Origin of the sequence: Hydrogenophaga crassostreae, assembly GCF_001761385.1 — a bacterium.
Classification (GTDB): domain Bacteria; phylum Pseudomonadota; class Gammaproteobacteria; order Burkholderiales; family Burkholderiaceae_C; genus Hydrogenophaga; species Hydrogenophaga crassostreae.
In genome coordinates this window covers 3,390,275-3,414,531 of sequence record NZ_CP017476.1, presented here as the reverse complement: position 1 = coordinate 3,414,531, position 24,257 = coordinate 3,390,275, and the positions used below count along the sequence as shown (strand labels likewise).

At 63.2% G+C, this 24,257-nt stretch carries 24 protein-coding genes and 1 pseudogene; 10 read left to right on the top strand and 15 right to left on the bottom strand.

The window, feature by feature from the left end; all coding sequences use genetic code 11:
• Positions 1 to 101 precede the first annotated feature (101 nt).
• The 3 genes from LPB072_RS15675 to LPB072_RS15665 are packed head-to-tail and all read left to right on the top strand — an operon-like array spanning position 102 to position 3,018.
• The gene (locus LPB072_RS15675; protein ID WP_066083983.1) at positions 102 to 767 is read left to right on the top strand and encodes a hypothetical protein; all 666 of its coding nucleotides are present in this window, start codon (positions 102 to 104) and stop codon (positions 765 to 767) included.
• 34 nt (positions 768 to 801) lie between these two features.
• The gene (locus LPB072_RS15670; RefSeq protein ID WP_066083985.1) at positions 802 to 2,436 is read left to right on the top strand and encodes a YHYH protein; all 1,635 of its coding nucleotides are present in this window, start codon (positions 802 to 804) and stop codon (positions 2,434 to 2,436) included.
• 18 nt (positions 2,437 to 2,454) lie between these two features.
• Complete coding sequence (locus LPB072_RS15665; protein ID WP_157559338.1) at positions 2,455 to 3,018, top strand: hypothetical protein; 564 nt, start codon at positions 2,455 to 2,457, stop codon at positions 3,016 to 3,018.
• A gap of 32 nt (positions 3,019 to 3,050) precedes the next feature.
• On the opposite strand, the gene kynA is transcribed toward LPB072_RS15665, so the two are convergent.
• The 6 genes from kynA to LPB072_RS15635 all read right to left on the bottom strand — a co-directional run bounded on the left by kynA (position 3,051) and on the right by LPB072_RS15635 (position 9,661).
• The gene (kynA, locus tag LPB072_RS15660; RefSeq protein ID WP_066083993.1) at positions 3,051 to 3,932 is read right to left on the bottom strand and encodes a tryptophan 2,3-dioxygenase; all 882 of its coding nucleotides are present in this window, start codon (positions 3,930 to 3,932) and stop codon (positions 3,051 to 3,053) included.
• A gap of 134 nt (positions 3,933 to 4,066) precedes the next feature.
• On the bottom strand, positions 4,067 to 5,437 hold the full coding sequence (gene kynU, locus LPB072_RS15655; protein ID WP_231943269.1) for a kynureninase: 1,371 nt from the start codon (positions 5,435 to 5,437) through the stop codon (positions 4,067 to 4,069).
• Positions 5,434 to 6,084 carry an arylformamidase gene (gene kynB / locus LPB072_RS15650; RefSeq protein WP_066083996.1) on the bottom strand — a complete coding sequence of 217 codons (651 nt, stop codon included), beginning with the start codon at positions 6,082 to 6,084 and terminating at the stop codon, positions 5,434 to 5,436. Before kynB ends, kynU begins: the two co-directional genes overlap by 4 nt.
• Before the next feature lie 93 nt (positions 6,085 to 6,177).
• Entirely contained in the window at positions 6,178 to 8,130 is a 1,953-nt protein-coding gene (locus LPB072_RS15645) for a PAS domain S-box protein (protein WP_066083999.1), read from the bottom strand.
• A gap of 247 nt (positions 8,131 to 8,377) precedes the next feature.
• Positions 8,378 to 8,710, bottom strand: a complete 333-nt coding sequence (locus LPB072_RS15640; RefSeq protein WP_066084003.1) for a YkgJ family cysteine cluster protein — start codon at positions 8,708 to 8,710, stop codon at positions 8,378 to 8,380.
• A 6-nt stretch (positions 8,711 to 8,716) separates the two neighbouring features.
• Positions 8,717 to 9,661: a class I SAM-dependent methyltransferase gene (locus LPB072_RS15635; protein WP_066084008.1), complete on the bottom strand. Its 945-nt coding sequence runs from the start codon at positions 9,659 to 9,661 to the stop codon at positions 8,717 to 8,719.
• 265 nt (positions 9,662 to 9,926) lie between these two features.
• Between LPB072_RS15635 and LPB072_RS15630 the strand changes: the two genes are divergently transcribed.
• The gene (locus LPB072_RS15630; protein WP_066084010.1) at positions 9,927 to 11,018 is read left to right on the top strand and encodes an alpha/beta fold hydrolase; all 1,092 of its coding nucleotides are present in this window, start codon (positions 9,927 to 9,929) and stop codon (positions 11,016 to 11,018) included.
• A gap of 310 nt (positions 11,019 to 11,328) precedes the next feature.
• On the opposite strand, the gene argF is transcribed toward LPB072_RS15630, so the two are convergent.
• Both argF and LPB072_RS15620 read right to left on the bottom strand, forming a co-directional pair.
• The gene (argF, locus tag LPB072_RS15625; RefSeq protein ID WP_066084012.1) at positions 11,329 to 12,276 is read right to left on the bottom strand and encodes an ornithine carbamoyltransferase; all 948 of its coding nucleotides are present in this window, start codon (positions 12,274 to 12,276) and stop codon (positions 11,329 to 11,331) included.
• Positions 12,277 to 12,390: 114 nt separating this feature from the next.
• Complete coding sequence (locus LPB072_RS15620; protein WP_066084016.1) at positions 12,391 to 13,593, bottom strand: aspartate aminotransferase family protein; 1,203 nt, start codon at positions 13,591 to 13,593, stop codon at positions 12,391 to 12,393.
• 290 nt (positions 13,594 to 13,883) lie between these two features.
• Between LPB072_RS15620 and LPB072_RS15615 the strand changes: the two genes are divergently transcribed.
• On the top strand, positions 13,884 to 14,210 hold the full coding sequence (locus LPB072_RS15615) for a DUF3579 domain-containing protein (protein WP_066084019.1): 327 nt from the start codon (positions 13,884 to 13,886) through the stop codon (positions 14,208 to 14,210).
• Positions 14,211 to 14,319: 109 nt separating this feature from the next.
• A complete protein-coding gene (locus LPB072_RS15610; protein ID WP_066084021.1) occupies positions 14,320 to 14,550 on the top strand; it encodes a dodecin family protein in 231 nt (76 codons plus the stop codon).
• Positions 14,551 to 14,665: 115 nt separating this feature from the next.
• On the opposite strand, the gene LPB072_RS15605 is transcribed toward LPB072_RS15610, so the two are convergent.
• The gene (locus tag LPB072_RS15605) at positions 14,666 to 15,862 is read right to left on the bottom strand and encodes an MFS transporter (RefSeq protein ID WP_407927812.1); all 1,197 of its coding nucleotides are present in this window, start codon (positions 15,860 to 15,862) and stop codon (positions 14,666 to 14,668) included.
• A 349-nt stretch (positions 15,863 to 16,211) separates the two neighbouring features.
• The gene (gene rpsT / locus LPB072_RS15600) at positions 16,212 to 16,511 is read right to left on the bottom strand and encodes a 30S ribosomal protein S20 (RefSeq protein ID WP_066084026.1); all 300 of its coding nucleotides are present in this window, start codon (positions 16,509 to 16,511) and stop codon (positions 16,212 to 16,214) included.
• 110 nt (positions 16,512 to 16,621) lie between these two features.
• Here rpsT and murJ point away from each other — a divergent pair, with 110 nt between their 5' ends.
• Genes murJ through LPB072_RS15585 form a run of 3 tightly spaced genes read left to right on the top strand, consistent with a single transcriptional unit; the run spans position 16,622 to position 19,716 of the window.
• A complete protein-coding gene (murJ, locus tag LPB072_RS15595; RefSeq protein ID WP_066084030.1) occupies positions 16,622 to 18,187 on the top strand; it encodes a murein biosynthesis integral membrane protein MurJ in 1,566 nt (521 codons plus the stop codon).
• A 39-nt stretch (positions 18,188 to 18,226) separates the two neighbouring features.
• Positions 18,227 to 19,087: a SirB1 family protein gene (locus tag LPB072_RS15590; RefSeq protein WP_066084033.1), complete on the top strand. Its 861-nt coding sequence runs from the start codon at positions 18,227 to 18,229 to the stop codon at positions 19,085 to 19,087.
• Positions 19,084 to 19,716, top strand: a complete 633-nt coding sequence (locus LPB072_RS15585; protein ID WP_066084035.1) for an NAD(P)H-binding protein — start codon at positions 19,084 to 19,086, stop codon at positions 19,714 to 19,716. The genes LPB072_RS15590 and LPB072_RS15585 overlap by 4 nt, the downstream gene beginning before the upstream one ends.
• Here LPB072_RS15585 and LPB072_RS15580 read toward each other — a convergent pair.
• The 4 genes from LPB072_RS15580 to LPB072_RS15565 all read right to left on the bottom strand — a co-directional run bounded on the left by LPB072_RS15580 (position 19,713) and on the right by LPB072_RS15565 (position 23,202).
• The gene (locus LPB072_RS15580; RefSeq protein WP_066084037.1) at positions 19,713 to 20,711 is read right to left on the bottom strand and encodes a GlxA family transcriptional regulator; all 999 of its coding nucleotides are present in this window, start codon (positions 20,709 to 20,711) and stop codon (positions 19,713 to 19,715) included. The two genes, LPB072_RS15585 and LPB072_RS15580, sit on opposite strands and share 4 nt — an antisense overlap.
• Positions 20,696 to 21,319, bottom strand: coding sequence for a DJ-1/PfpI family protein (locus LPB072_RS15575; RefSeq protein WP_066084040.1), 624 nt, complete (start codon positions 21,317 to 21,319; stop codon positions 20,696 to 20,698). The genes LPB072_RS15580 and LPB072_RS15575 overlap by 16 nt, the downstream gene beginning before the upstream one ends.
• Complete coding sequence (locus tag LPB072_RS15570; RefSeq protein ID WP_066084044.1) at positions 21,316 to 21,873, bottom strand: isochorismatase family protein; 558 nt, start codon at positions 21,871 to 21,873, stop codon at positions 21,316 to 21,318. The genes LPB072_RS15575 and LPB072_RS15570 overlap by 4 nt, the downstream gene beginning before the upstream one ends.
• A gap of 138 nt (positions 21,874 to 22,011) precedes the next feature.
• The gene (locus tag LPB072_RS15565; protein WP_066084047.1) at positions 22,012 to 23,202 is read right to left on the bottom strand and encodes an MFS transporter; all 1,191 of its coding nucleotides are present in this window, start codon (positions 23,200 to 23,202) and stop codon (positions 22,012 to 22,014) included.
• A gap of 170 nt (positions 23,203 to 23,372) precedes the next feature.
• On the opposite strand from LPB072_RS15565, the pseudogene LPB072_RS23225 reads away from it, so the two are divergent.
• Positions 23,373 to 23,627, top strand: a pseudogene (locus LPB072_RS23225) (DUF2834 domain-containing protein); the annotation flags it as partial.
• On the opposite strand, the gene LPB072_RS23950 reads toward LPB072_RS23225, so the two are convergent.
• Positions 23,575 to 24,018 carry a helix-turn-helix domain-containing protein gene (locus tag LPB072_RS23950; protein ID WP_269148713.1) on the bottom strand — a complete coding sequence of 148 codons (444 nt, stop codon included), beginning with the start codon at positions 24,016 to 24,018 and terminating at the stop codon, positions 23,575 to 23,577. The pseudogene LPB072_RS23225 and the gene LPB072_RS23950 sit on opposite strands and share 53 nt — an antisense overlap.
• Positions 24,019 to 24,257 lie beyond the last annotated feature (239 nt).

Sequence of the window (24,257 nt, the reverse complement as noted above, 5' to 3'; positions counted from 1 at the left end):
CCACTCTTCATGACGAAGATGTCATTTTTCAGGGCGTATTGGGTTTTACGATGGGGTCATCGACGGAGCGTCCCTCCGTCCCAACCACCCAGAGGCCTCACATGAAACCATCTGCACGACATTTCGCCCAGCGTCTGGCTGGGGCATTCCTGGCCGCCAGCCTGCCCTTCGCAGCGGCGGCGGGCTCCTTCAAGGCCGAGGTCTGGGCCGACAACTGGTTCTCGCTCCATGTCGGCGAGCGCTTCGTGGGTGAAGACTCGGTGCCGATCACCACCGAGCGCTCTTTCAATTCAGAGACACTGCGTTTCGACGCGGACTACCCGTTGGTGCTGAATTTCACCATCAAGGACTTCAAGCAAAACGACACCGGGCTGGAGTACATCGGCAGCGCAAGGCAGCAGATCGGTGACGGCGGGTTCATCATGCAGGTCACCGACACCGCGACGCAGAAAGTGGTGGCCGTGTCGGACAGCGCAGTCAAGTGCGAGGTCATCCACAAGGCCCCGCTGGTTCCGAGCTGCGTGTCCAGCAGCGATCCCTCGGTGGCCAGTTGCGGTGCCACCATCTCCGAAGAACCGGCGAACTGGAAAGCCGCCGGTTTCGACACCAGCGCCTGGGATAACGCCACCGTCTACAGCGCCGCCGACATCGGCGCCAAACAGGGCTACTTCGATGTCACCTGGGACCCCGCCGCTCGCCTGATCTGGACCTCGGACCTCAAGGCCGACAACACCTTGCTGTGCAAACTCACGGTTAACGCACCCTGAGCCGCCCGGCACCCCAATCACCGGAAGCTCAGTCATGAATACACCGAAATTCCGCTCCGCCCTGCGGACCCTGTGGGCGGCCGCCGCCATGGCCAGCGCGATCAGCGTTGTGCCGCATGCCATGGCCGCCACTGCGGCCGAAGCCAACCGTTTTGTCTTGACCAGCGAATCCGCGCAAGGCAGCAGCCTGCCCGACGCCTACACCTGCGACGGCGCAGGCACCAGCCCGGCGCTGGCCTGGGACCATGCGCCCGCAGGCACCACCGAGTTTGCGGTGTTGATGAGCACCCTTCCGCCCGATGGCCGCACCAAGTACAACTGGGTGCTGCACGGCATACCGGGCGCCACCCACCACCTCGCCAGGGACAGCCATGGCGTCGGCACGACGGGCGTGGGCAGCAACGGCCCCAACATGGCTTATCAACCGCCTTGCTCCAAGGGCGCTGGCCTCAAAACCTACACGTTCACGGTGTTCGCGCTGTCGGCGGCGCCGGTGTTGCCAGCGGGCTCGGCGGTGTCGGGCGCGCAGTTGCTGAGCGCCATGTCGACGCTCACCCTGGGCACCGCGACGCTCAGCCTTGAGCACACCCGCACGGGCACCAGCGCCCGGGCGCAAACACCGCCTCCGCCCGCGCCACCACCTTCACCGACGCCGGCCATCACCGCTGCAGCAACCACCACGGCAATGGCCGCTTCAGGGGAACAAAGCGAAGCGTGCGCGCGCATCGCCAGCTCGCTCAAGGCGTCGACCACGGGGGTGGCAACGGTGACATGCGACGGCACCTACGCCTACGTGGCGTCCAATGGACTGGCCACCCACACCATGATGGACGGCATCGTCGCCAGCAACCTGCAAGTGCCAATCGCCCAGAATTTCTACGGCAGCAACGCCTGGAAGATTCCGCTGAATCCCGCCATCGCCGCGACCACCACGACAGCCAACGACGGCCCCATCGGTATGGCCATCAACGGGGTGCCGATCTTCAGCCCCTGCAAACAAGGCGGTTGCCAGAACGGTGATACCAAGGCGCTGGGCGAACTCGATGTGTGCAACGGCCACGCCGGCCGTGCCGACGATTACCACTACCATGCCGCGCCGAATTGCCTGATGGCCGGCCAGCCCGCCGACTACTGGGACACCCACCCGCTGGGCTGGGCCCTCGATGGCTTTGCGATCTTTGGTTACAACGACGCCGACGGCCGCGTGGCTTCGCGTGATGAGGTTTGCGGCGGCAACACCAGCCCTGTGTCCAACGCCCCTGCCGGCTACAGCTACCACGTGACCGATGCAGCGCCTTACGTGTTGTCCTGTTTCAGGGGCACGCCCAGCCCGGACCTTGCCGGTCAGGGCGCCAAGTTCTCCCCGATTCGCCGCCCGCCGGTGCGGCCCTTCGGCGTCTCGGCCATGACGTTGACCACCGATGCCAGCGACGGCTACCAGGTGGTCCAGTTCCACACCGACCGTCCGTTTTCCAGCACCGAAACCGGCACCGACAGCTATGAGCAGAAAGCGGGCACGCACCGGATCCGGTACAAACCCGTCACCGGCTCGGCCTTGGCGGCGTTGCTGACCCAGGCCGAGCACGCCGGCAAGTCGGCCTGCTGGGATTTCCAGTTCACCGATGGCATGAATGCCACCACGCAGCCCAACGTGGCTTACTGCCGCTGACAACAGAAGGTGAGGCCCATGAAGACCCGATCCACGCTGACCCTGTTGTGTGCGTGTTTGCTGATGACGACTGCCATGGCGCATGAGCTGCCGGCCAATCGGGTGGCGCTGGTGTTGCGCGACGACACCCATGTGTCGCTGACCGCCTTCATCGACTACACGGAAGCGCTGCACCAGACACTGGCCCCGCAGCAAACGCAGCAGGAATTTTTACTGCAATATTCCACATTGAAGCCCTCCGATTTCCGGGCTGCTGCGGTCCAGGCGCATGCGCTGTGGCGCGAGGGCTTGCGGTTGACCCTGGCCACCGGCGAACCCTTGGCGGCCCGGCAATGGCAGTGGCCAGACCCGGAGCGGATACAGGCGTCGTTGAAAGCGCGCGCCATGAACCTGCTCACCGGGGGCGACGGACACGACCAGATCGGCGTTGACGAAATCCATGCCGAGGCGACGGTGGCGAAAAAGATCGGATCGCTCTCGGTGGCGTTGCCACAGCAATGGGGCAGGGTGCTCGTCGTTTCCTACCGCCCGCGTCAAGCCTGGAAAGAACCCGGCTCCGCGCCATTGGAGGTCGGGTTCTAGGTGGCGTTAGGCAAAGCTCGGTAGGCCAGAGCCTACAGTTGGGTTCTCAGTGTCCAGATCTCGGGGAACAACACCACGTCGAGCATCTTGCGCAGGTAGCTCACGCCGCCGGTGCCGCCCGTGCCGCGCTTGAAGCCGATCACGCGCTCCACGGTGGTCACATGGCGGAAGCGCCAGAGGCGGAAGGCATCTTCCAGGTCGGTGAGTTCTTCGCCGAGCTGGTAGAGGTCCCAGTATTTTTCAGGGTTGCGGTAGACCTCGAGCCAGGCTTGTTCCACGGCCTCTTTGGCTTGGTAGGCCTGCGTCCAGTCGCGCTCGGTGTGGCTGGCGGGTACGGCGATGCCACGGCGCGCCAACAGGCGCAGGGCCTCGTCGTACAGGGAGGGCGCTTCATAGGCGGCTTGCACCATGCCCAGGCGGGCGGGGTTGTGCGCATGGGGCTTCAACATGGCGGCGTTTTTGTTGCCGAGCGAAAACTCGATGCAGCGGTACTGAAAACTCTGGAAGCCGCTGGAGTTGGACAGGTAAGGCCGGATGGCGCTGTACTCGGGCGGCGTCATGGTGGCGAGCACGTCCCAGGCGTGTACCAGCTGCTCCATGATCTTGGAGACACGGGCGAGTTTCTTGAAAGCCGAAGGCAACTCATCTGCTGCCACGTTGCCGACGGCTGCGGTGAGTTCGTGCAGCATGAGTTTCATCCAGAGTTCGCTGGTCTGGTGCTGCACGATGAACAGCATCTCGTCGTGTGCGGGCGAGAGCGGTTTTTGCGCTTCGAGAATGCTGTCGAGCTGCAGGTAGTCGCCGTAGCTCATGTCCTGGCTGAAGTCGAGCTGTGCCTTCTCTTCGCGCACGATGTTTTCGGTGGCGGAAGGGCTGGCGCTGGCGTTGGAGGTGTCGTGGTGCGGGCAGGTCATGGGTGTCCTTGGGTTGTTACGTGGCGACAACGTTCGAGTGAGATTGCGCCATCCAGCACACGCCCTGGAACCGGCTTTGCCGGGCCACAGGCATGGTCCCCCTCGGGGGAAGACGCGAAGCGGCGCAGGGGGGGTCAAGTCACCGCATGTTTCTGGTTGAATTCAGGGCGTTGCCACTCGTTGGTTTCCAGCACCTGACGCAGGTGCTCGACCGCGCTCCAGACGTCTTCGAAACCGATGTACAACGGCGTGAAACCGAAGCGCAGGATGTCTTTGTGGCGCTGGCCGTCACCGGCGCGGAAGTCGCCGACCACGCCGCGCGCGATCAGCGCCTGCACAATGGCGTAGGCGCCGGAGTCACCGCCGCCGGGCCGCCCCAAGGCGGTGGCAGCCCCCTCGGGGGGCAAGGACCCGCGCAGCGGCGGAGTGTGGGGGCCATATTCGCGGGTGAGGCAGACCTGCGAGCCACGTTGCCCGTGGGCACTCGGGGTGGCGAGGCCGAGACCATGGCCTGCGCACCGATCTTCAACCAGTTGAATGAACAGGTCGGTCAGCGCCAGCGACTTGGCGCGCAAAGCGGCCATGCCGCCCAGGGGTTCGGCGGCGAGGGTGGCGTCGAGCCCGCAGTCCAGCGCGGTCAGGCTGATCATGGGCTGGGTGCCGCACATGTAGCGGGTGATGCCGGCGGCGGGCTGGTAGTCGGGCGTGAAGGCGAAGGGCGTGGCGTGGCCCCACCAGCCGGCCAGCGGTTGCCAGAAACGGTCGGTGTGCATCGGGTTGACCCAGACGAATGCGGGCGCACCGGGGCCACCGTTCAGGTACTTGTAGCCGCAGCCGACGGCAAAATCGGCCTTCGCGGCGGTGAGGTCGACCGGCACGGCACCCGCGCTGTGTGCCAGGTCCCACACGGTCAGAATGCCTTCGGCGTGGGCCGCGGCAGTGACGGCGGCCATGTCGTGCATGGCGCCGGTGCGGTAGTTGACATGGGTGAGCATGAGCAGGGCGACATCGGCGGTGAGCGATGCGGCAATCTCCTCGGGCTCGACCAGGACCAGCTCAAAGCCGCGCTCCTTGCACAGTGCTTCAGCGATGTAGAGGTCGGTTGGGAAGTTGCTGCGCTCGCTCACGATGCGCTTGCGGCGGGGCGCGTCTTCAGCGGCGATGTTGAGCGCGGCGGAAAGCACTTTGAAGAGGTTGATCGAGGTGCTGTCGGTGGCGACGACCTGGCCGGCGCTGGCGCCGATCAGGCGGGCGATCTTGTCGCCCACGCTTTGCGGCCGGTTGAACCAGCCGGCCTTGTTCCAGCTCTGGATCAGGTCGGTGCCCCATTCGCGCGTCACGCAATCGGCCACCCGCGCCGGCGTGGCCTTGGGCATGACGCCCAGCGAGTTGCCATCGAGATAGATCACGCCAGGCGGCAGGTCAAACAGGTCGCGCAGGCCGCGCAGCGGGTCTTGCTGGTCGAGGGCCTGGCATTGGGCGAGGGAGGTGATGGGTGTCGTCATGGCAGCTTTCTCAGGATGGCGCGCACGGGGGACGCGTCGGCGGTGGTGAATTTCAGGGGCAGGGCGATGAGCTCGTAGTCGCCCTCGGGCACGTCGTCGAGCAACAGGTTTTCCAGCACCCGCAGGCCGCGCTGGCGGATGGTCTGGTGGCTGGGCAGGGCTTTGCTGTCGGCCGGGTCGATGCTGGCGCTGTCGATGCCGATGAGCTTGACGCCAAGGTCGGCCAGGCGCGCCACGGTTTCGGGGGCGAAGGCGGGCAGGGCGTTGTCGAAAGCGGTTTGCGGCATCTTTTCGTAAACGCGCACCAGCACGCGCTGAGGCAGTGGGGCCGGTCCCCACGCGCCGCCGCTCATGGCGTGTTCGATGTGCTGCCATTGCACGAGCGGGCCGCAGCCGATGGCGTGGATGACGCGGCAAGGGCCAATGAAGGCATCGAGGTCCACTTCACCGATGGCTTTGCCGGTGGCGTCGTAATGCAGTGGGGCATCGGCGTGGGCGCCGGCATGGGGCGAGAGCGTGATGGCGCTGACGTTGACCGGGCAGCCCGGGCCTATGGTGGCGCACCAGGTTTGTTGGTAGACAGTGTCGCCGGGAAAGACGGGCGACTGGGCGTTGACAGGAGGGGATATGTCCCAGATTTTTGGCATCCGGGGAAGGTAGCACCGGGCAAAAACCTGTGGTGTCGGTTAATTCCAACAGGCGGGCAAAAACTTCGCACCGCCGTGAGTGGCTATCGGTTTTCAGGTTTTGGGCACCAGCAGGGCTTCGATGGAGCCGCAGAACTCGTCCACCGAGGTGGCTTTGAAAATCAGGCTTTGCACCCCGGCGCCAACGGCTTCTGCGCTCAGGGTTTCGTCGATGAAACCCGAGGCGATGCCAACGGGCAGGTCGGCCCGGATGGCGCGAACCCGGCGCGCGAGGTCAAGTCCCGACAGGCCGGGCATGTTGTAGTCGGTGAGGAACAGGTCGATGCCGGCGGGGTCGTCGATGACGGCCTTGAGGGCTTCCTCCTGGTCCTGGTGAGCGCTGACCCGCATGCCCCGGCGTTCGAGCAGGCGTTTGACGAGGAAGGTCAGCGCTTCGTCGTCGTCCACGTAGACGATGTGCGGCTTGGTGGTGCCCGAGCCTTCGATGCCCGGGCTGCGGCGAGCGGGGTTGGCGTAGGCCGCGCTGTTGGCAGGCGTGGCTTCGGCGGGCGCTTCGGTGTCGACCGGCAGGTAGAGATCGAAGCGGGTGCCCGCGCCGACCTGGCTGTCCACAGTGATGACGCCTTGGTGGCCCTGGGCAATGCCATGCACCACGGCCAGACCCAGCCCGGTGCCTTCGCCGACCGGCTTGGTGGTGAAGAAAGGCTCAAAAATGCGGCCCAGCATGGCTTTGTCCATGCCCGGTCCGTTGTCGGAGATGCCCAGGCGCACCAGTCCCTCGGGATGGCGCTGGAACAGGTCGCGCAGGGCGAGGTGGCTGGCGGTGTGAGCCTCTTCGGGCTGGGCACGTTCGAGGCCGATGTGCACACGGCCGGGCTTTCCTGCCATGGCCTGCATGGCGTTGGTCGCGAGGTTGATGATGACTTGCTGGATCTGCGAGGCATCGGCGGCCACTGGTGGCACATCCGCGGCGCATTCGACCTCGATGGCCACACGCGCGGGCAGCAGGGCGCGCAGCATGCTCCCGGTGTCTTGCGCAATGGGTGCCAGGCTGGTGCGTTTGTACTGGGTTTGTTCGCGTCGGCTGAACGAGAGGATCTGGCGCACCAGATCGCGCGCGCGGCTGGCGGCTTTGTGGATCTGGTCCAGGCTTTCCAGCGCGGGCGAGGCCGGGCTGACATCCTGACGGGCCAGGTTCACGTTGCCCAGAATGGCGGCAATGATGTTGTTGAAATCGTGGGCAATACCCCCTGCCAGGGTGCCGATGGCCTCCATTTTCTGGGACTCGCGCACCTGGTTTTCCAGCTCGACGCGGGCCGCCTCGGCTTGCTTGCGATCGGTGATGTCGAACGCGGTGCCGCGGTGTCCGGTGACATGGCCTTCGCGGTCGCGCAGGGGAACCCTGGAGACCATCAGCCAGCGCACTTGGCCGGATTTTGTGAGTATGCGGTGCTCAAGTCCCCGGACCGAGCCGTCTGGCTGGAGGTTGGTTTCGAACCAGGCGTTGACCCTGTCGATTTCACCGGGTGGCATGAACTCGGCGGGGGTGTGACCGATGAGTTCGTCGGCCGGGTAGCCGAGCAGTTGCTTAGACCGTTCCGACACAAAGGTGTAGCGGAACCGGGTGTCCATGTCGAGGATGTAGCCCCCGGCGGCTTCTGCCGCGTCCCGGAAGCGCATCTCGCCTGCGATCAGCTCGGCCTCGGCGCGCTTGCGCTCGCTGATGTCACGCATGAGGCCAATGAAGTGGGTCAGTTGGCCGTTGGCGTCCCGCAGGGGGGAGATGGACAGGTCGCTCCAGTAGGTGCTGCCGTCTTTGCGGTAGTTGAGAATTTCACCGCTGTAAACCTCGTGTCGCGCCAGTGTCTGGCTGATCGCTTGCCGTGCCTCCGGGCTGGTCAGCGGTCCTTGCAGGAAGGCGCAGGAGAGGCCCACGATGTCTTGTTGGCGGTGGCCGGTGATGGCTTCGAAGGCGGGGTTGACCTGCAGGATGCGTTGGGCGCTGTCGGTGATGACGATGCCCTCCGAAACCGCGTCGAAGGCCATGGCGCGAAGGCTTGCCGGCGTTTCGCCGACGCCCTTCGGGCTTTGTCCATGCGGTTCGCCGACCCCTGGACGGGGTGGTCCGGATGGGGCAGACATCGGTGAATCGTGGGGGGCGACGGGCACTGGCGTTCAACTTCGGTGGGTGTGGAAGTCCATGTTAGCTTCTTGCGGCACGCATGGGGCGAGGCCCTGATGGGGTGCGTCAAGTTGGCAGCCGAACCGCACCCTCGATATCGGCACTTTTGTTTCATTCTTTAGCGGCGGACACACCATCGCTCAAGGGGGCGAGGCCATGGCGCATGCGGGCGCGCAGGCAGGCGTCGCTGCTGGTTTCGAATTCGCGGCAAGGTGAGGGCCGCCATTCGTAGATGCCGCAGGCCACGCGCTCACCGAGCTTGCCGGTGAGTGCCGCGCAGCGCGGCGGGCTGTGGTCGGTGCCACGCATGCGGGCGGTGTGGCGGGTGACCTCGACGGTCAGGCCGTCGGGCACCGCGCCGCCCTCGGTCTGGGTTTCCATGACGGAGAAATCGACCCGGAAGCTGGTGCAGCAAGCGCCGCAGGTGGAGCAGGGGCTGGACATGATGCCTCAGGCGGTGCGGGGTGGCAGATCGGGGGCGCGGTAGATCAAGACCTTGAGTGAACGGTTGGGGTCCACGTCGGTAAACACCGGCGGGTTGTCCAGGCGCTGTTCAAAGACCAGTTCGGGTGCTATCTCAGCCATCTGGTGCTGCAAAAAGTCGGCACTCAGCTCGGGGGCATTGAGGCACAACATGGCCTGGCCACCAGGGCGCAACAAGTCGGGCAAGCGGCGCATGAGCTTGGCGTAGTCCTTGGTGGCGATGAAACTGCCTTTCTGGAAACTTGGCGGGTCCACTATGACGAGGTGGTATGGCCCGCTGCGGGTGATCTTGCCCCAGGTTTTGAAGATGTCGTGGGTCAGAAAGCTGGCGCCACTCTGAAAGCCGTTGAGCGCATGGTTGAGCTGGCCCAGACCCATGGCGCCGGCGCTCATGTCCACGTTGACCACCTGCTTCGCACCGCCTTGCAAGGCAGCGATGGAGAAGGCACAGGTGTATGCAAACAGGTTGAGCACCTTGGCCTCCCCGGCCTGCTTGCGCACGCATTCTTTCACCCATTGGCGGCCATTGGCCATGTCGAGAAAGAGACCGTGGTTCTGGCCTTTGAGCAGGTGCACCCGGTAGCGTGCGCCATGTTCGAGTACATCATGCGGATCGGGCACGCTGCCGGCCATCAAGCGCGTCTCCGCATGGCCGGTGGCGCGGCATTGGTAGGCCCAGTTGAGCGGTGCGCCGGCGGGCGCGATTTCGGTCCAGCGCTTGATCAGGGCCTGATGCACCTGGGTCAGCTGGGTTGCCTCCATGGGCTGAAAGCTGGTGAGCAGCCAGGCCGGGGAGAACCAGTCGAACGACAGGTGTTCGCACCCTGGATGCATCCCGCCACGGCCATGGAAGATGCGCTGGGCGTCGGTGGGCAGGGCCATCGTGGCGATGGCGGTTAACAAGGTTTGCATGATGGGTTTAGTGGCGCCAGAGTGGCATGCTCGCGCGGGCAAGGCCCTGTGGGCGGGTGACTGTATTTTGAAACACAGGGTTGTTTGCCTGGTAGATCAGTGACATTCGAAAATTATGGTGAGGCGTGTTCGCTAAGCGCAGGGTTCGGGTTCAGCGGAAACCGGGCTGCACACTGGAAGCAATGCGGTCTACAGGCACGTTCATACCAGGTCGCCCATAGGTCGAATTGAATACCGTGCAATTTCGTGGCGCTAAGATGTTCAAATGAAGGCCAAGACACCGCAAACGCTTCGCTTCTGCAGGTCGACAGATGGTGTGCAGATCGCGTACGCAACCATCGGTCAAGGGCCGCCACTCGTGCGAGCCGCCCATTTTCTCACCCACCTCGAATTCGATCTTGTCAGTCCTGTCTGGCTGCCATGGCTGCGAGAACTCAGCAACCGGCGCCAGTTGGTTCGCTATGACGCACGGGGCTGCGGATTGTCGGATATGGATTCGGCACCTCAAACCCTTGACGCCTGGGTTGCCGACCTGGAAGCTGTGGTCGATGCCGCCGGGCTGGAACGCTTTGCGCTGCTTGGCTGCTCGCAGGGTTGCGCTGTGTCCATTGCCTACGCAGTCCGCCACCCTGAGCGTGTCTCTTGCCTGGTTGTGCTCGGTGGCTACTTGCGCGGTCCAATGCGCCGGGACCCGACGCCTTCGCAGATCAAGGAGGCGAAACTGATGGTCGACCTGATCGAGCTTGGTTGGGGGCGGGACAACCCTGCTTTCCGTCAGGTGTTCACGTCTCAATTCATTCCCGATGGGTCGCCCGAACAAGTGCAATGGTTCAATGAGCTCGAGCGGCTGTCCACGAGTCCCGCCCATGCCGCGCGCGTCATCGCCGCCTTTGGTCAGATTGACGTCACCGAAATGGCCGCGCAGATCAGCTGTCCGACGCTGGTGCTGCATGCCCGCGGCGACGCCCGCGTACCATTCGAAGAAGGAAGACGGACCGCCGGAATGATCTCGGGTGCCCGCTTTGTGCCACTGGACAGCCGAAGCCATGCCTTGTTGGCGGATGAGCCTGCCTTCGCTCAATGCTTCGGCGAAATTCAGGCGTTTCTCGATGAGCATCAAGCGCAGGCTTGCCCATCCCTGGCATTCCCCGACCTGAGCCCTGGCGAGCGGGCGTTGCTTGAACTGTTGGCGCATGGCCTGGACAATTTGCAGATTGCCGCCCACCTGGGCCTTGCCGAAAAGACGGTGCGCAATAAGGTCTCTGCGGTGTTCGTCAAGCTCGACGCAGCAACCCGCGCTCAAGCCATCGTGCGTGCGCGTGAAGCGGGATTCGGCGCCCAGTCGCTGCCTCGCTGAGTCCCGTCGGGACACGGGTCCCGGCAAATGGGTCATATCGGTCCGAATCACGCTCAATTCGGGACAGCTGCCTCTCGTGCGAAGTGCGCCATTTCGATTGAATGAACTTCATCGAAACACTTGTGCACTGGAGACCTCATGTCACACCTGAACCTGAACCATGCCTTTCCCGGCGCAACGCATTCCGTGCCATTGGGTCGCCGCTTGTTGCGGTCGATCATGCGCTGGCTCAGGCGTTGCTGGACAGCTGCGTGCCGTCACGCACAGCGGGCTGATCGTGTCGTTCCCTACTATTGAAGGCAGATCGATTTCAACCGAGGCGACCCAGTAGCAAATACTCCATCAGCGCTTTCTGTGCATGCATGCGGTTCTCGGCTTCGTCCCACACCACGCTTTGTGGCCCGTCGATCACCTCGGCCGTCACTTCTTCGCCGCGGTGGGCGGGCAGGCAATGCATGAAAAGGGCGTCCTTTTTCGCCGATGCCATCATGGCTTCGTCCACACACCACTGGGCAAACGCCGTGCGGCGCACTTCGTTTTCTGCCTCGTAGCCCATGCTGGTCCACACATCGGTGGTCACCAGATCGGCCCCTGCGCAGGCCTCTTTGGGGTCTTTGAACACCTTGTAGCAGTCGCGGTTGGAAATGCCGGCGAGCACCGGGTCCACTTCATAGCCGCTGGGTGTGCTCACGTGCACGGTGAAGCCCAGCATTTCTGCGGCTTGCAGCCAGGTGTTGGCCATGTTGTTGCCGTCGCCCACCCAGGCCACGACCTTGCCTTTGATGGCATCCAGCGGCTTGCCGCTGGCGGCAGGGCGGTATTCGCTGAGCGTGAACAGATCGGTCAGGATCTGGCAGGGGTGGAACTCGTTGGTCAGGCCGTTGATGACCGGCACGCGCGAGTGGGCCGCAAACTTTTCCAGCTTGCTCTGTTCGTAGGTGCGGATCATCACCAGATCGACCATGCGGCTGATCACCTTGGCGCTGTCTTCGATCGGCTCGGAGCGACCGAGCTGGCTGTCGCCGGTGGTGAGGTGAACCACCGAGCCGCCGAGCTGGTACATGCCGGCTTCGAAGCTCACGCGGGTGCGGGTGCTGGCTTTCTCAAAGATCAGCGCCAGCGTGCGGTCGGGGTCGGCAAAAGGCTGGTGCTTTTCAAAGGCTTTGAATTTTTGCTTGATGAAGGCGGCGCGCTGGAACAGGTAGCCGTATTCCTCGGCGTTCAGGTCCTTGAATTGCAGGTAGTGTTTGATAGACATGGTTTTAAAGGATCGGTGTGTGACCGCAACAGGCGGGACCAGCGCGGAACTGGCCTTGCCAGGCCGCTGCGGGCGCCCCCTTGGGGGTGACGCGAAGCGGCGCGGGGGTAAGGTTTACTCGGCCAGAAAGTCTTTGATGATGGGCAGCAAGATCGCGGCCACTTCGTCGGCCTCAGCGCTGGTCATGATGAGCGGCGGCACCAGGCGGATCACGTTGTCGGCGGTGACGCTGAGCAACAAGCCCGCGTCCAGTGCGCGCTGTGCAATAGCGCCGCAAGGTCGGTCGAGCTCAATGCCTATCATGAGGCCATGGCCACGGACCTGCTTTACGCCTGCGACTTCCAGCAAACTGGTCAGCAAACGGGTTTGCAGGTGCTTGCCCACTTTGGCCGCGTTTTCCATCAATCCGTCTTCCTCCATGATGCGGATCGTTTCCACGCCGGCGCGCATCGACAGCGGGTTGCCCCCGAAAGTGGTGCCGTGGGCGCCGGGTGTGAAGATGTTGGCGGCTTTGGGGCCTGCGACCACGGCGCCGATGGGCACCCCGGAGCCCAGCCCCTTGGCCAGTGGCATCACATCGGGAACGATGCCGGCCCATTGGTGGGCAAACCATTTGCCGGTGCGGCCCATGCCGCATTGCACTTCGTCGATCATCATCAGCCAGTCGTTGGCATCGCACATGGCGCGCACGCCCTGCATGTATTCGTCGGTCATGGGGTTCACGCCGCCTTCGCCCTGGATGGCTTCAAAAAACACAGCGACCACGTTCGGGTTGCCTGCGGTGGCCTTTTTCAGCGAGTCGAGGTCATTGAGTGGAACCCGGATGAACCCCTCAACCAAGGGCCCGAACCCGGCCTGGATCTTCGGGTTGCCAGTGGCGGAGAGGGTGGCGATCGAGCGGCCATGAAAGGCCTTCTCGTACACCACGATCTCGGGGCGCTCGATGCCCTTGTTGTGGCCAAATTTGCGTGCCAGTTTGAGGGCCGCTTCGTTGGCTTCAAGACCGGTGCTGCAAAAGAACACGTTGGTCATGCCTGAGCGCTCGACCAGCATCTCGGCCAGGCGCTCCTGATCAGGCACGTGGTAATAGTTGCAGCAGTGCATCATTTTGGCGATCTGCTCTTGCAGCGCGGGCACCAGCTTGGGGTGGGCGTGGCCCAGCGTATTGACCGCGATGCCCGCCAATGCATCCAGGTATTCTTTGCCGTTCACATCCCAAAGCCTGCAGCCTCGGCCGTGCGACATGGCCACAGGCAAGCGCCCGTAGGTGTTCATGACGTGGGGTGAGGCAGCGGGGATAGCTTGATGAGTGGACATGCAGGGGTTCCTGAAAAAAGGGGCTGAACAGAAGAGAAACCGGAAACACAAACGGCCCAACACGCGGTGAGCCGTTGAAAAGCGATTTTAGAGGCCGAAACATGCGGCATATTTGCTGGTTTTGCATCACAGCGTTGCGCCACACTCGGGGTCGGGTTGAACCCTCGGGTAATCCCTGATTTTGAGTCTTATATAAGATAGAATTTATCCATCCTGCCGTGCTGTATCCGCTTCGGTTACCTCAAGGTTAGCGTCTTTCTATACGGGCCCTCCATACGAAGGCTTTCCAGATGGTTTCTCCCAGCTCCAAACAAGTGTTCATTCAGGGGATCACCCCCAATGGCCGCCCTTTTCGCCCCAGCGACTGGGCGGAGCGCTTGGCTGGCGTGATGAGCCAGTTTCGCCCGGGCGGGGCGAAGGCCGGCATAGGTGGCCACATCGCCTACTCACCCTGGTGTGTGCCCACGGTGATCGGTGGTGTGAAATGCGTGATTGTTCATACCGATATGCGCGATGAAGAGCCCATGGCCTGGGATTTTGTGATGGCGTTTGCCAAAGACAATGCCCTGCAGCTGGCCGAAGCCTGCTTGCTCCCCGACCCTCCGGTCCAGGGTTGAAGCCGTCCCTATTTCACGCTCTGCACCTTGAAGATGGGGTTGTGGGTTGTGCGATGGCATCCGGGCTGGTAAAACAGAAGGCTTGTTTAACACTTCAGGAGTACACAATATGGCCGTCGCCAAAATCATTGAAATCATTTCCGGCAGCAAAAAGAGCTTCGACGACGCAATGAAGCAGGGCATTGCCCGCGTCAACGACAGCGTGACCGAAGTGACCGGCGCCTGGATCCAAGATCAGAAGGTTGTGGTGTCCAAAGGCAAGGTGGTCGAATACCGCGTGACCATGAAGGTGACTTTCCTTGTCAAGGCGTCCGCCAAGAAGGCCTCTTCCAAAAAGTGATTCTGCTGGGGCTGCGCTGAGCGTCGGGCCCCATGCCATCCGCCGAAGCCGTCGATTCAGACGGCTTTTCTGCTTTTCGGGAGCCGGTGTTCTTGAGTGGGCGCAGCCAGATCCGTCAGGCGATCGGCACCGGCCCCGGTTTGCCGGGCGCGGGGTGCTTTTTTGATTCGGCGTATGCCCAGCCAAAAATCGCCAGCCCCGCGACCGCCAGCAAGGCGCCCACCCATCCCGTTGACGTCCACCCCATGCCTGCGCTGATGGCTGCGCCACCCAGCCACGCACCCAGGGCGTTGGCTACATTGAAGGCCGAGTGGTTGAGTGCTGCCGCCATGACCTGTGCTTCGCCCGCCACATCCATCAAACGGATCTGCAGGGCCGGACAAATGGCCACCGTGGTACCGATGAGAAACAGGTTGATGGCGCCGGCGACCACATGGTGCGCGGTGAAGCTGTAGGCCAGCAGCACCACGATGGACCAGACGAGCATGCCGCCCACGGTGCGCATCAAGTGGCGGTCCGCCAGGCGTGAGCCCAAGACATTGCCCACCACCATGCCCAGCCCAAAGAGCGCCAACATCACCGGCACGCCACCCAGCGGCAGCCCGGCGGCTTCAATCATGGTTGGCTTCACATAGCTGAACACCGCAAACAAACCACCAAAGCCGATGGCTGCGATGCCCAGGGTCAGCCACACCTGCTTGTTGCGCAGGGCGCTGAGCTCGCCCAGCGGACTGGCATTGGCTGGCGCGGCGATTTCCGGCACATGGCGGTGGATCAGGAACACAGCCAGCAGGGCAATCGCCCCCACCAGCACGAAGGCCGACCGCCAGCCAAAGTGCTGTCCCAGCCAGGCCGCCAGTGGAACTCCCAGCAGGGTCGCTACAGTGAGCCCTGTCATCACCAGGCCGACGGCGCGCGCCCGTTGGCCAGGGGGTGCCAGCGCTGCGGTCACCAGCGCCGCTACACCAAAGTAGGTGCCGTGGGGCATGCCGGTAACGAAGCGCAGCACGCTCAATGAAAGGTAGCCAGGCGCCGTTGCACTGGCAAAATTACCCATGGCGAAGGCCAGCAGCAGGGCCATCATCAACGTTCTGCGACCCCAGGCGGCCGCAGCCACTGCGAGCACGGGCGCACCTATCACCACGCCCATGGCGTAGGCGCTGATCACATGACCGGCCTGCGGAATCGAGACACCTATGTCGGCAGCCACTTCAGGCAACAGGCCCATGATGACGAACTCTCCGGTGCCAATGGCAAAGGCGCCTGTGGCCATGGCCAGCATGGCGCGACCGGGGTATTGCGTCGTGGTCAAGGCGTTGGAGGCGGGAGGGGGCGTCACTGGGACGGCTGCAGGCGTGTTCAAGAGAAGGAGGATGTTGAGAGAGTGGAGGGCGCTGGATCACACGCATTGATGGCGCGATCGTGGCATGGCTGCCCTGTAGGCGCGATTTCCGAGGTGGCAAAACCGCATGGATTTTGAGGCATAAGACTTTGGGGCGAATCGCGCCGGGAGCCTGGGTGCGCGTCTGGGTCATGAAAAAACCGCCGGGTCTTGCGACGCGGCGGTTATCCATTTTTTTGCTGGCAGCGCACCCGTTTCAAACGGCAGACCTTTTCAGGTCGGGGCTGTGGGGCTGGCCGGAGCCAGACCCGTGAGAGTCTCAAGCGGCGGCGGTGGCCAGCGTTTTGACTTTGGTCGACAGGCGGCTCTTGTCGCGAGCGGCCTTGTTTTTGTGGAAGATGCCTTTGTCGGCAACGATGTCCACGATTTTTTGCATCTTGGCAAACAATTCGGTGGCTTTTTCCTTGTCGCCAGCAACAACGGCTTTTTCGACGTTCTTGACAGCGGTGCGGTATTTGGAACGCAGCGAGGTGTTCGCAGCGTTGATCTTGACGTCTTGACGGACGCGTTTACGGCCTGATGCCAGGCGGGGGTTCTTTTTCTTCGGCTTGGTTGCCATGGTGAATTTCCTTCAGATGTTTGGAGATGATGCCAGCAAAGCCCGCGATTTTAGCACGAGGGAATGCGCAGCGCCATCGATATTGGTGCCGAGCGGGCTACACTGCGCCGGTGTCGCTCTTCAAATCCGCCTCTCTCGTCTCATTGTTGACCCTCGTCTCCCGCATCGCGGGCTTGGTGCGAGAGCTCTTGATCGCCTCGACATTCGGCGCCAGCGCGCTGACCGATGCGTTCAATGTCGCTTTCCGGATTCCGAACCTGCTGCGCCGGCTATTCGCTGAGGGGGCCTTTAGCCAGGCCTTTGTGCCAGTGCTTGCCGGCATGCGTGCAAGCGATGGCGATGGCGCCACCAAGGTGCTGGTCAACCAGATTGCCACGGTGCTGGCCTGGGTGCTGTCGCTGACTTGTGTGATCGGGGTAGCGGGCGCACCCTTGCTGGTTTGGGCGATGGCCAGTGGACTGAAGCAAACGCCCGAGGGCTTTGATTCGGCCGTGCTCATGACGCGCTGGATGTTTCCCTATATCGGCTTCATGTCGATGGTGGCGCTTTCTGCGGGTGTCTTGAACACCTGGAAGCGGTTTGCCGTGCCTGCTGCCACCCCTGTATTGCTCAATATGGCCATGATCGCGGCGGCCTACTGGGGCGCTCCCTGGTTCAAGTCTCTGGGGATTGAGCCCATTCTGGCCCTGGCGGGTGGCGTGATGGTGGGTGGGGCTTTGCAGTTGGGGGTGCAGATTCCCGCTTTGTTGAGGATCGGCATGTTGCCGCGCATCGGCTGGCGTTGGTCTTCATTCAAGACGGCCTGGAACCATCCCGGCACACGCCGCGTGGTCACATTGATGCTGCCTGCCCTGCTGGGTGTGAGCGTGGCGCAGGTGTCGTTGTTGATCAATACCCAGATTGCGTCTCATCTGGCAACCGGCAGCGTCAGCTGGCTGACCTACGCAGATCGCCTGATGGAGTTTCCCACTGCCATGCTGGGCGTGGCACTTGGGGTGGTGTTGTTGCCTCAGCTGGCGGGCGCCCGAGGCGTTGAGGACGGCGAGCGCTACAGCCAGTTGCTGGACTGGGGCTTGCGCCTCGTGGTGTTGCTTGCCGTGCCCAGTGCGGTGGCTTTGTTGACCTTTGCACAGCCGCTTGTTGCTGTGGTGTTCCACAACGGGGCGTTCAAGGATGTGGACGCACAGCAAACTTCCGTCGCGCTGATGAGCTACGGTGTCGGGCTCGTGGGGCTGATTGCCATCAAGGTGCTGGCACCAGGGTTCTACGCCCGCCAGGACACGCGCACACCAGTGAAGATCGCCATTGGGGTTCTGGTGTTGACGCAACTGATGAACCTGCTGTTTGTGCCCTATTTGGCCCATGCGGCGCTGGCGTTGTCGATCAGCATCGGTGCCATCGTGAATGCGACTTTGTTGCTGGTGGGCTTGATCCGTCGAGGTGCGTACAAGCCGTCGCCGGGCTGGTTGCGGTTTGTTTTGCAGGTGGTTCTGGCGAGTGCGCTGATGGGCGCAGGTTTGATGTGGGCCACCGGACACTTTGACTGGCTGGGCCTGAAAGGGCACTGGTTCGTACGCGTGGGCCTGCTCGGGGCATGCATCTCGGTTGCGGCGCTGACGTATTTCATGTGTCTGGCCGCCACAGGCGTGCGGCTCAGGCAATTCATCAAGCGGTAGTATTCAGGTGGCGGGATTTTTCCTCGCCGCTTCAACACCATGATCCCCGGATTCGATTTCCTCAGCCCTTCGCCTTTGGGTTATTTCGCCACCCTGGTGAAAGACGACGACGGCTTGCCGTTGCTGGAGGCCGCCACCGCCATAGCGCAGGACGAATACCCTGATCTGGATGTGCAAGAGGTGCTGGGGGACGTCGACCAGCTCCTGGCGCGCTTGCGCCGCCGCTGCGCTGACGATGAGCATCCCCTGCAACGTCTGCGCACCCTCAACCAGTTCTTCTTCCGCGACCTGGGTTTTGGTGGCAACGTCAACAACTACTACGACCCCGACAACAGCCATATCAATGTGTTGCTGCGAACCCGCCGGGGCATACCGATCACGCTGGCCGTGATCTGGCTGGAGCTGGCGCAGGGGCTGGGGTTGAGGGCCAGTGGCGTGGGGTTTCCCGGTCACTTCATGGTCAAGGTGAACTTGCCCAACGGGCAGGTGGTGATCGATCCATTTTCTGGTCAGTCGCTCAGCCGCGAAGACTTGTCCGAGCGGCTGGAGCCATACAAGCGGCGCAACGGATTGGTCGACGACTTTGATGTGCCCGTGGGGCTGTACCTGCAGGGGGCCGCGCCTCGTGACATCCTTGCGCGAATTCTGCGCAACTTGAAGGAAATCCACCGCACCCAGGAAGACTGGTTGCGTTTGATTGCGGTGCAGGATCGCTTGCTGATCTTGTTGCCTGACGCCTGGATGGAGTACCGCGACCGGGGTCTGGCCTGGGCCGAGATGGGTGATGCGCAATTGGCGGTCAATGACCTGGAGGTCTATATCGAGCAGACCGAAGACGCGCTCGACCGCGATGCCATGCTGCGCCGCGTGCGTGAGTTGCGCCGAGAGCCCAACGCATGAGCCGTTTGCTGCTGGTCGGCGCCACGGGACTGGTTGGTCAATCGGTGTTGCAGCAGGCATTGGCCAACTCCGCCATTCGGCTGGTGGTGGCGCTCACCCGGCGGCCGTTGCCCTCGCACCCCAGGCTGTTGAACCCGGTGGTTGACTTTGATGCTTTGCCTGAAGCCGCACCCTGGTGGGCCGTTGATGCGGTGATCTGCACCTTGGGCACCACCATCAAGAAGGCCGGCTCGCAAGCGGCTTTTTACAGGGTGGATCACGACCATGCATTGTCTGTGGCCGAGCTGGCACGCCGGCATGGCGCTCAAGCCTTTGCCTTGAATTCTGCACTGGGTGCGGACGCCAAATCACGCGTGTTTTATTCGCGAACCAAAGGCGAGCTGGAGCGCGATTTGCAAACGCTTGGTTACCCGAGTCTGGCTTTTGTTCGCCCTGGTCTGATTGGTGGACACCGTGTGGAATCGCGTCCTGCAGAGCAACTGGGCATCCAGTTGTCGAAATGGCTCAAGCCCTTGCTGCCCCGACGCTACCGCGTGGTGCCCGCCGAGCGGATAGCCTTTCACTTGTTGGGTGCGGCTTTGGCAGGGCGACCCGGCGTGCAAGTTCTCATGTCTGAGGACATCGTTTAAGCAGCATCGCTCGGCGTGCCCGGCCTGCCCATCTGGTGCCAGGTGCGACGCAACTGGGTGTCCGAGGTGAATCCTGCGATGTGTGCGGCCTGTGTCACGTTGTGGCCTGATCGCAGCGCGGCCTGCGCCACGTCGAGCCGGATGCGGCGCAGGTATTGCAACGGCGCGATCGCGGCATGGATGAGAAACAGGCGGGTGAGATGGCGTGGCGAGGCGCATGCCACTTCAGCCATTCGAGCGACCGACCAATTGGCCTGAGGGTGTTGCCCCACCGCATCTTGTACGCGGTGCAAAGCCGGATGCAGGTGGTTTCGGTGAGCGAGGAAGGGTGAGAGCTCGGGGTCGTTGGGGCCTCGCCGCAGCGCGACGACCATGGATTGCGCCACTTGTGCGGCCAGGGCCGGGCCACAGACTGCGGCGATGCGGTGAAGGAAAAGATCGACGCCAGTGGTGACCCCGGCGCTGCTCGAAACCGCGCCATCCAGGACAAAGACCCGGTTCTCGACCACATCACATCCACCCGCGACGCGGCGCAGTTCATCGAGGTGGTGGTGGTGGGTCGTGGCGCGGTGGCCGTGCAACAGGCCGGCGTGCCCGGCGAGCACCGCACCCGCGCATACCGTGACCAACTCCAGCTGGCCCGTTTGAAGGCGAAGACCTCGCAGCCAGTGCAGCAAGCTTTGGGTCTCGCCGGTGTCTACCGCGATGGTCGCCCCTGGCTGGCCCACCAGCACCACCCAGCTTCGCTCTGGCAACTCGGCGGGCAATGGCGCAATGGCGCTGATCACGGCGCCCACCGAACTGGCAACCTCGAACTGCGGGCCGGTAAAGTGGAGCGCGAAGGCCTCTGGCTGGCTGGCATCGCGCAGGCGCTGGTTGGCCATGCGCAACGCCTCGGCGGGACCGGCCCAGTCGAGGATCAGGCTGCCCGACAGCAAAACGAAGTGAACGTGAATCGGCCCCAGAGGGGGTTGCGAGCCTAGTTGCGTGTCCATTGGAACTCCATCTGCTTGGCCGTGCGCAAGGCCAGGGCTTCGTTGGCGAGCCGAGCCACGATGTGCAGCGCCATGTCGATGCCGGCACTGATGCCGCCCGATGTGATGAGGCGCTCCTGTTCCTGTTCGACCCAGCGAGCGCCGCTGCGCACTTCCAGCCTGGGGTAGCGCGCTGCGAGATCGGCCTGGTCTTCCCAGTGGGTGGTGACAGGGCCGTTTCGCAGGGCGCCGCTCTCGGCCAGCAGAAACGCGCCGGTGCAGACCGAAGCGGTGAGCACGGTTCGGGTGTGCAGGCTGGCGACCCAGGCCAGTGTATTGGCGCATTGCATGGCACCCTCCACCACGCCACCAGGCACGACCAGCACGTCGACAGGCGGGCAGTCTGAAAAGCTGTGCGTGGGCAAAAGGGCCATGCCAGCGCGGGCCTGCACGGCCTGGTGATCCCGGGCCACGCAGCTCACATCAAACGGGTTGGCGGAGCCGGGTGCGATCCGCTGCTGCATGCGGCTCGCAGTGGTGAAGACCTCGTATGGTCCGGCCAGGTCCAGGGCTTCTACGCCGTTGAATGCAAGGATCGCCACCTGCAGCGTGTGGAAAACCGGGCTCATGTCCGTGTTTCCAAAGCCTGCTCTACCGGGCAGATCCTTGCAAAGCGGTCTTGCAGAACGGTGGCTGTGCGCATTTTGATGTCGTGTGCACTCAGCGTTTTCCCATCGGGTTGCTGCATGTCGAAGGTAAGTGTGGCATCGACCACGTAGTCCACCGTCCAGCCCAGATCGGATGCATGGCGGGCGGTGGTTTCGCAGCATTGTTCGGTTCGGATGCCGCTGACGATGAGGCGCCGGATGCCTTGCCGGGTGAGCCACACGTCGAGGCCCGTGCCGACCAAAGCGCTGTGGCGGGATTTCTGGAATGTGGCTGTGGCCTGGAAATCGGCCAGGCCGTCAATAGGGCGAACATGGCCCGAAGCGGTGGCGAAGGGGTTGCCCGTCTCGTTTGGTCCGTCCACATGCAAGATGCGAACGATGGGCATACCAGCCGACTGGGCACCGTGAATCAAGGCGTTTTGTGCAGCCAGGTAGGCGGGCATGTCGCGTTCTGAGGAATAGGGGCGGTGTTGGAACGAGGCCTGGGCATCGATCACGAGAAGACAGGTGTTCATGGGTGTGTATCCAATCGGGTGTTGCGAAGAGCCCTATTTTTAGGGGCTCTGCACAGGCTGTCTGCTCATAGAAAGACCCAACTCGATCAAATCAGGACATCATTGTGCGCCTTGCGAATTCGGTGCCGCGCCTGAAGCTCATCCGGTTTGATGGTGGTGCCTCCAGGCCAGTCCGAGCAGTGACAGCGCTCCAAACACCATGCCCGCCAAGAAGGTGCTGGATGCGCCCATGCTGTCCCACAACCAGCCCGCCAAGGCGCTGGCCAGCAACACGGAAAGGCCGCACACCAGGTTGAACATCCCGAAAGCGGTGCCGCGCAGATCGGTCGGTGCGGCGTTGGCGACCATGGTGGCGAGCAGGCCTTGTGTCAGCGCCATATGCAGGCCCCAGAGAGCGATACCGAGCCAGAAAAGGACACCACTGTTGCTCAGGGCCAGCAGGCCATCGGCGGCGATCAGGGCCAGCAAGCCGGCGATGAGCAGCTTGGTGTGGCTCACCGAGTCTGAGAGTTTGCCCAGCGGGTAGGCGCCGGCGGAGAAGACCAGGTTCAGCGCGATCAGCACCATGGGCGCGGCGGCCAGAGGCAGCCCGCCTTGCTGCGCGCGCAACACCAGAAAAGCCTCACTGAAGCGCGCCAGCGTGAACACCGCGCCGATGGCCACGACCCACCAATAGGCTGAACTCAGGCGCTTGAGGTTCTCTCGGCGAATCGGGTTGCTGCGCACCGCGCCTGGCGTGCGCTCTGGTTCTTTGACGCCCCCGATCAGCAGCAGCACACACAGCAGCGCCGGCACGGTCGCGGCCCAGAACACGGCGCGGAAATCGTTGGCCCAGAGCAGCATGAGGCCCATGGCCAGCAGCGGGCCGATGAAGGCGCCCGCGGTATCGAGCGACTGGCGCAGGCCGAAAGCGGCGCCGCGCATCTCCAGTGGAGCGATATCGGCCACCAGCGCATCCCGCGGCGCGCCGCGAATCCCTTTGCCCACGCGGTCCAGCAAGCGGGCGGTGACGATCAGACCCATGCCGCCAGCAAGGGCGAAGAGGGGTTTGGACAGGGCCCCCAGGCCGTAACCCAGCACGGCCAGTGGCTTGCGCCGGCCCCACCAGTCGCTGAGTGCACCCGAGAACACCTTGACGATCAGTGCGGTCGCTTCGGCCGCGCCTTCGAGCAGGCCGATGGTGAGCATGCTGGCGCCGAGCACGGTGGCCATGAACACCGGCAACAGGCTGTGGATGGCCTCGGAGGACACATCCATCAAAAGACTCACCAGCCCAAGCGCCCAGATGCTGCGAGGGAGGCGGCGCTTGGAGGGGAGGGGGTTGTTCATGGAGAAAGGGTGGGTTGCCGGAAGTGGCCGCCAACGTGTTTGCCTCGATTCTGCTTCCGCGGAAGCTTGCCGAGTATCCAGGTCGCTGCGCCGAGGTCGTTTTTTTCCTATACGCCGGCCTGGGTGGCGCCTGACACTGGCGGTCTGTTCAATTTTTCCACTCAAACCCCATGTCTTTCTGGTCTCGAGCGTCTCTTTCTCAACGCGTTCTTTATGGGTTGAGCTGTGTGGGGCTCGTGGCTCCCTGGCGCTTCAACCTGCGCTATTTTTTGCAGGGCGGCAGTGTGATGCCGTCGGTTTTCTGGCCGGATGCATTGGCCAACCCGCTCACCACAGCGATCACCGTGGATGTGTACCTGGCTGCTTTGGCGTTCAGCGTCTGGATTTTGCAGGAGCGGCGGCTGCGTCGGCCCTGGCTGTATGTTTGGATGTGTTTTGGGTTGGGGCTGGCATTCGCACTGCCGTTGTACCTGGCTCGCCGGGAAGCCCGGGCTGGCTGAACTGTTGTTGCCCCACTGCCAGAGGCCATTCGGTGCTTTCAGCATCCCGTGAGGCCGCCACAGCCCGGCCCAGCGGCAAACCGGCGAGGCGCTTGAGGTCTCGGGCCATGTGGGATTGGTCGAAGAAGCCCTGGCTCAAAGCCAGTTCGGCACCCTGGCGTGTTTCGGCAGCCTTCATGGCGCTGCGCAGCGTGGCCTGCATGCGCAGAATGGTTTGGGCCCGGTGGGGTGTCATGCCCAAATGCTGCCGACACAGGCGCTCCAGCTGCCGGGGCCCCACGCCAACCTCGGCGCATGCCGCTTCATGGCCGTCCATCAGCAAGGGTGCCAGACCGGCCATGCGCGCCCATCGGGCTGCCCTTGGGACATGAGACAGGCAGATGAGCTGGCGCAACCAGGCAAAAAGCAATTGGCACCGTGCGGTGTCGTTGCGCGCGCCTGACCAGCTTTCAACGAGGCGGCCAGCTTCGTCCGGTAGCAGGGTGCGCAAGCAGAGGTCTTGCCCCAACGTGGATCCGTTGAACTGCCCGCTGAGAAACGACACGGTATGGGGCG

Excerpts from the sequence above, each read along its gene's own strand:
- LPB072_RS15670 (WP_066083985.1), top strand. The coding sequence starts at position 802 with ATGAATACACCGAAATTCCGCTCCGCCCTGCGGACCCTGTGGGCGGCC.
- kynB (WP_066083996.1), bottom strand. The coding sequence starts at position 6,084 with ATGCCAAAAATCTGGGACATATCCCCTCCTGTCAACGCCCAGTCGCCC.
- LPB072_RS15585 (WP_066084035.1), top strand. The coding sequence starts at position 19,084 with ATGAGCCGTTTGCTGCTGGTCGGCGCCACGGGACTGGTTGGTCAATCG.
- LPB072_RS15570 (WP_066084044.1), bottom strand. The coding sequence starts at position 21,873 with ATGAACACCTGTCTTCTCGTGATCGATGCCCAGGCCTCGTTCCAACAC.
- LPB072_RS15665 (WP_157559338.1), top strand. The coding sequence starts at position 2,455 with ATGAAGACCCGATCCACGCTGACCCTGTTGTGTGCGTGTTTGCTGATG.
- argF (WP_066084012.1), bottom strand. The coding sequence starts at position 12,276 with ATGTCTATCAAACACTACCTGCAATTCAAGGACCTGAACGCCGAGGAA.
- LPB072_RS15590 (WP_066084033.1), top strand. The coding sequence starts at position 18,227 with ATGATCCCCGGATTCGATTTCCTCAGCCCTTCGCCTTTGGGTTATTTC.
- LPB072_RS15610 (WP_066084021.1), top strand. The coding sequence starts at position 14,320 with ATGGCCGTCGCCAAAATCATTGAAATCATTTCCGGCAGCAAAAAGAGC.
- LPB072_RS15635 (WP_066084008.1), bottom strand. The coding sequence starts at position 9,661 with ATGCAAACCTTGTTAACCGCCATCGCCACGATGGCCCTGCCCACCGAC.
- LPB072_RS23950 (WP_269148713.1), bottom strand. The coding sequence starts at position 24,018 with ATGGACGGCCATGAAGCGGCATGCGCCGAGGTTGGCGTGGGGCCCCGG.
- rpsT (WP_066084026.1), bottom strand. The coding sequence starts at position 16,511 with ATGGCAACCAAGCCGAAGAAAAAGAACCCCCGCCTGGCATCAGGCCGT.
- LPB072_RS15675 (WP_066083983.1), top strand. The coding sequence starts at position 102 with ATGAAACCATCTGCACGACATTTCGCCCAGCGTCTGGCTGGGGCATTC.
- kynU (WP_231943269.1), bottom strand. The coding sequence starts at position 5,437 with ATGACGACACCCATCACCTCCCTCGCCCAATGCCAGGCCCTCGACCAG.
- LPB072_RS15645 (WP_066083999.1), bottom strand. The coding sequence starts at position 8,130 with ATGGCCTTCGACGCGGTTTCGGAGGGCATCGTCATCACCGACAGCGCC.
- LPB072_RS15565 (WP_066084047.1), bottom strand. The coding sequence starts at position 23,202 with ATGAACAACCCCCTCCCCTCCAAGCGCCGCCTCCCTCGCAGCATCTGG.
- LPB072_RS15640 (WP_066084003.1), bottom strand. The coding sequence starts at position 8,710 with ATGTCCAGCCCCTGCTCCACCTGCGGCGCTTGCTGCACCAGCTTCCGG.
- LPB072_RS15575 (WP_066084040.1), bottom strand. The coding sequence starts at position 21,319 with ATGAGCCCGGTTTTCCACACGCTGCAGGTGGCGATCCTTGCATTCAAC.
- LPB072_RS15630 (WP_066084010.1), top strand. The coding sequence starts at position 9,927 with ATGAAGGCCAAGACACCGCAAACGCTTCGCTTCTGCAGGTCGACAGAT.
- LPB072_RS15620 (WP_066084016.1), bottom strand. The coding sequence starts at position 13,593 with ATGTCCACTCATCAAGCTATCCCCGCTGCCTCACCCCACGTCATGAAC.
- LPB072_RS15615 (WP_066084019.1), top strand. The coding sequence starts at position 13,884 with ATGGTTTCTCCCAGCTCCAAACAAGTGTTCATTCAGGGGATCACCCCC.
- LPB072_RS15580 (WP_066084037.1), bottom strand. The coding sequence starts at position 20,711 with ATGGACACGCAACTAGGCTCGCAACCCCCTCTGGGGCCGATTCACGTT.
- kynA (WP_066083993.1), bottom strand. The coding sequence starts at position 3,932 with ATGACCTGCCCGCACCACGACACCTCCAACGCCAGCGCCAGCCCTTCC.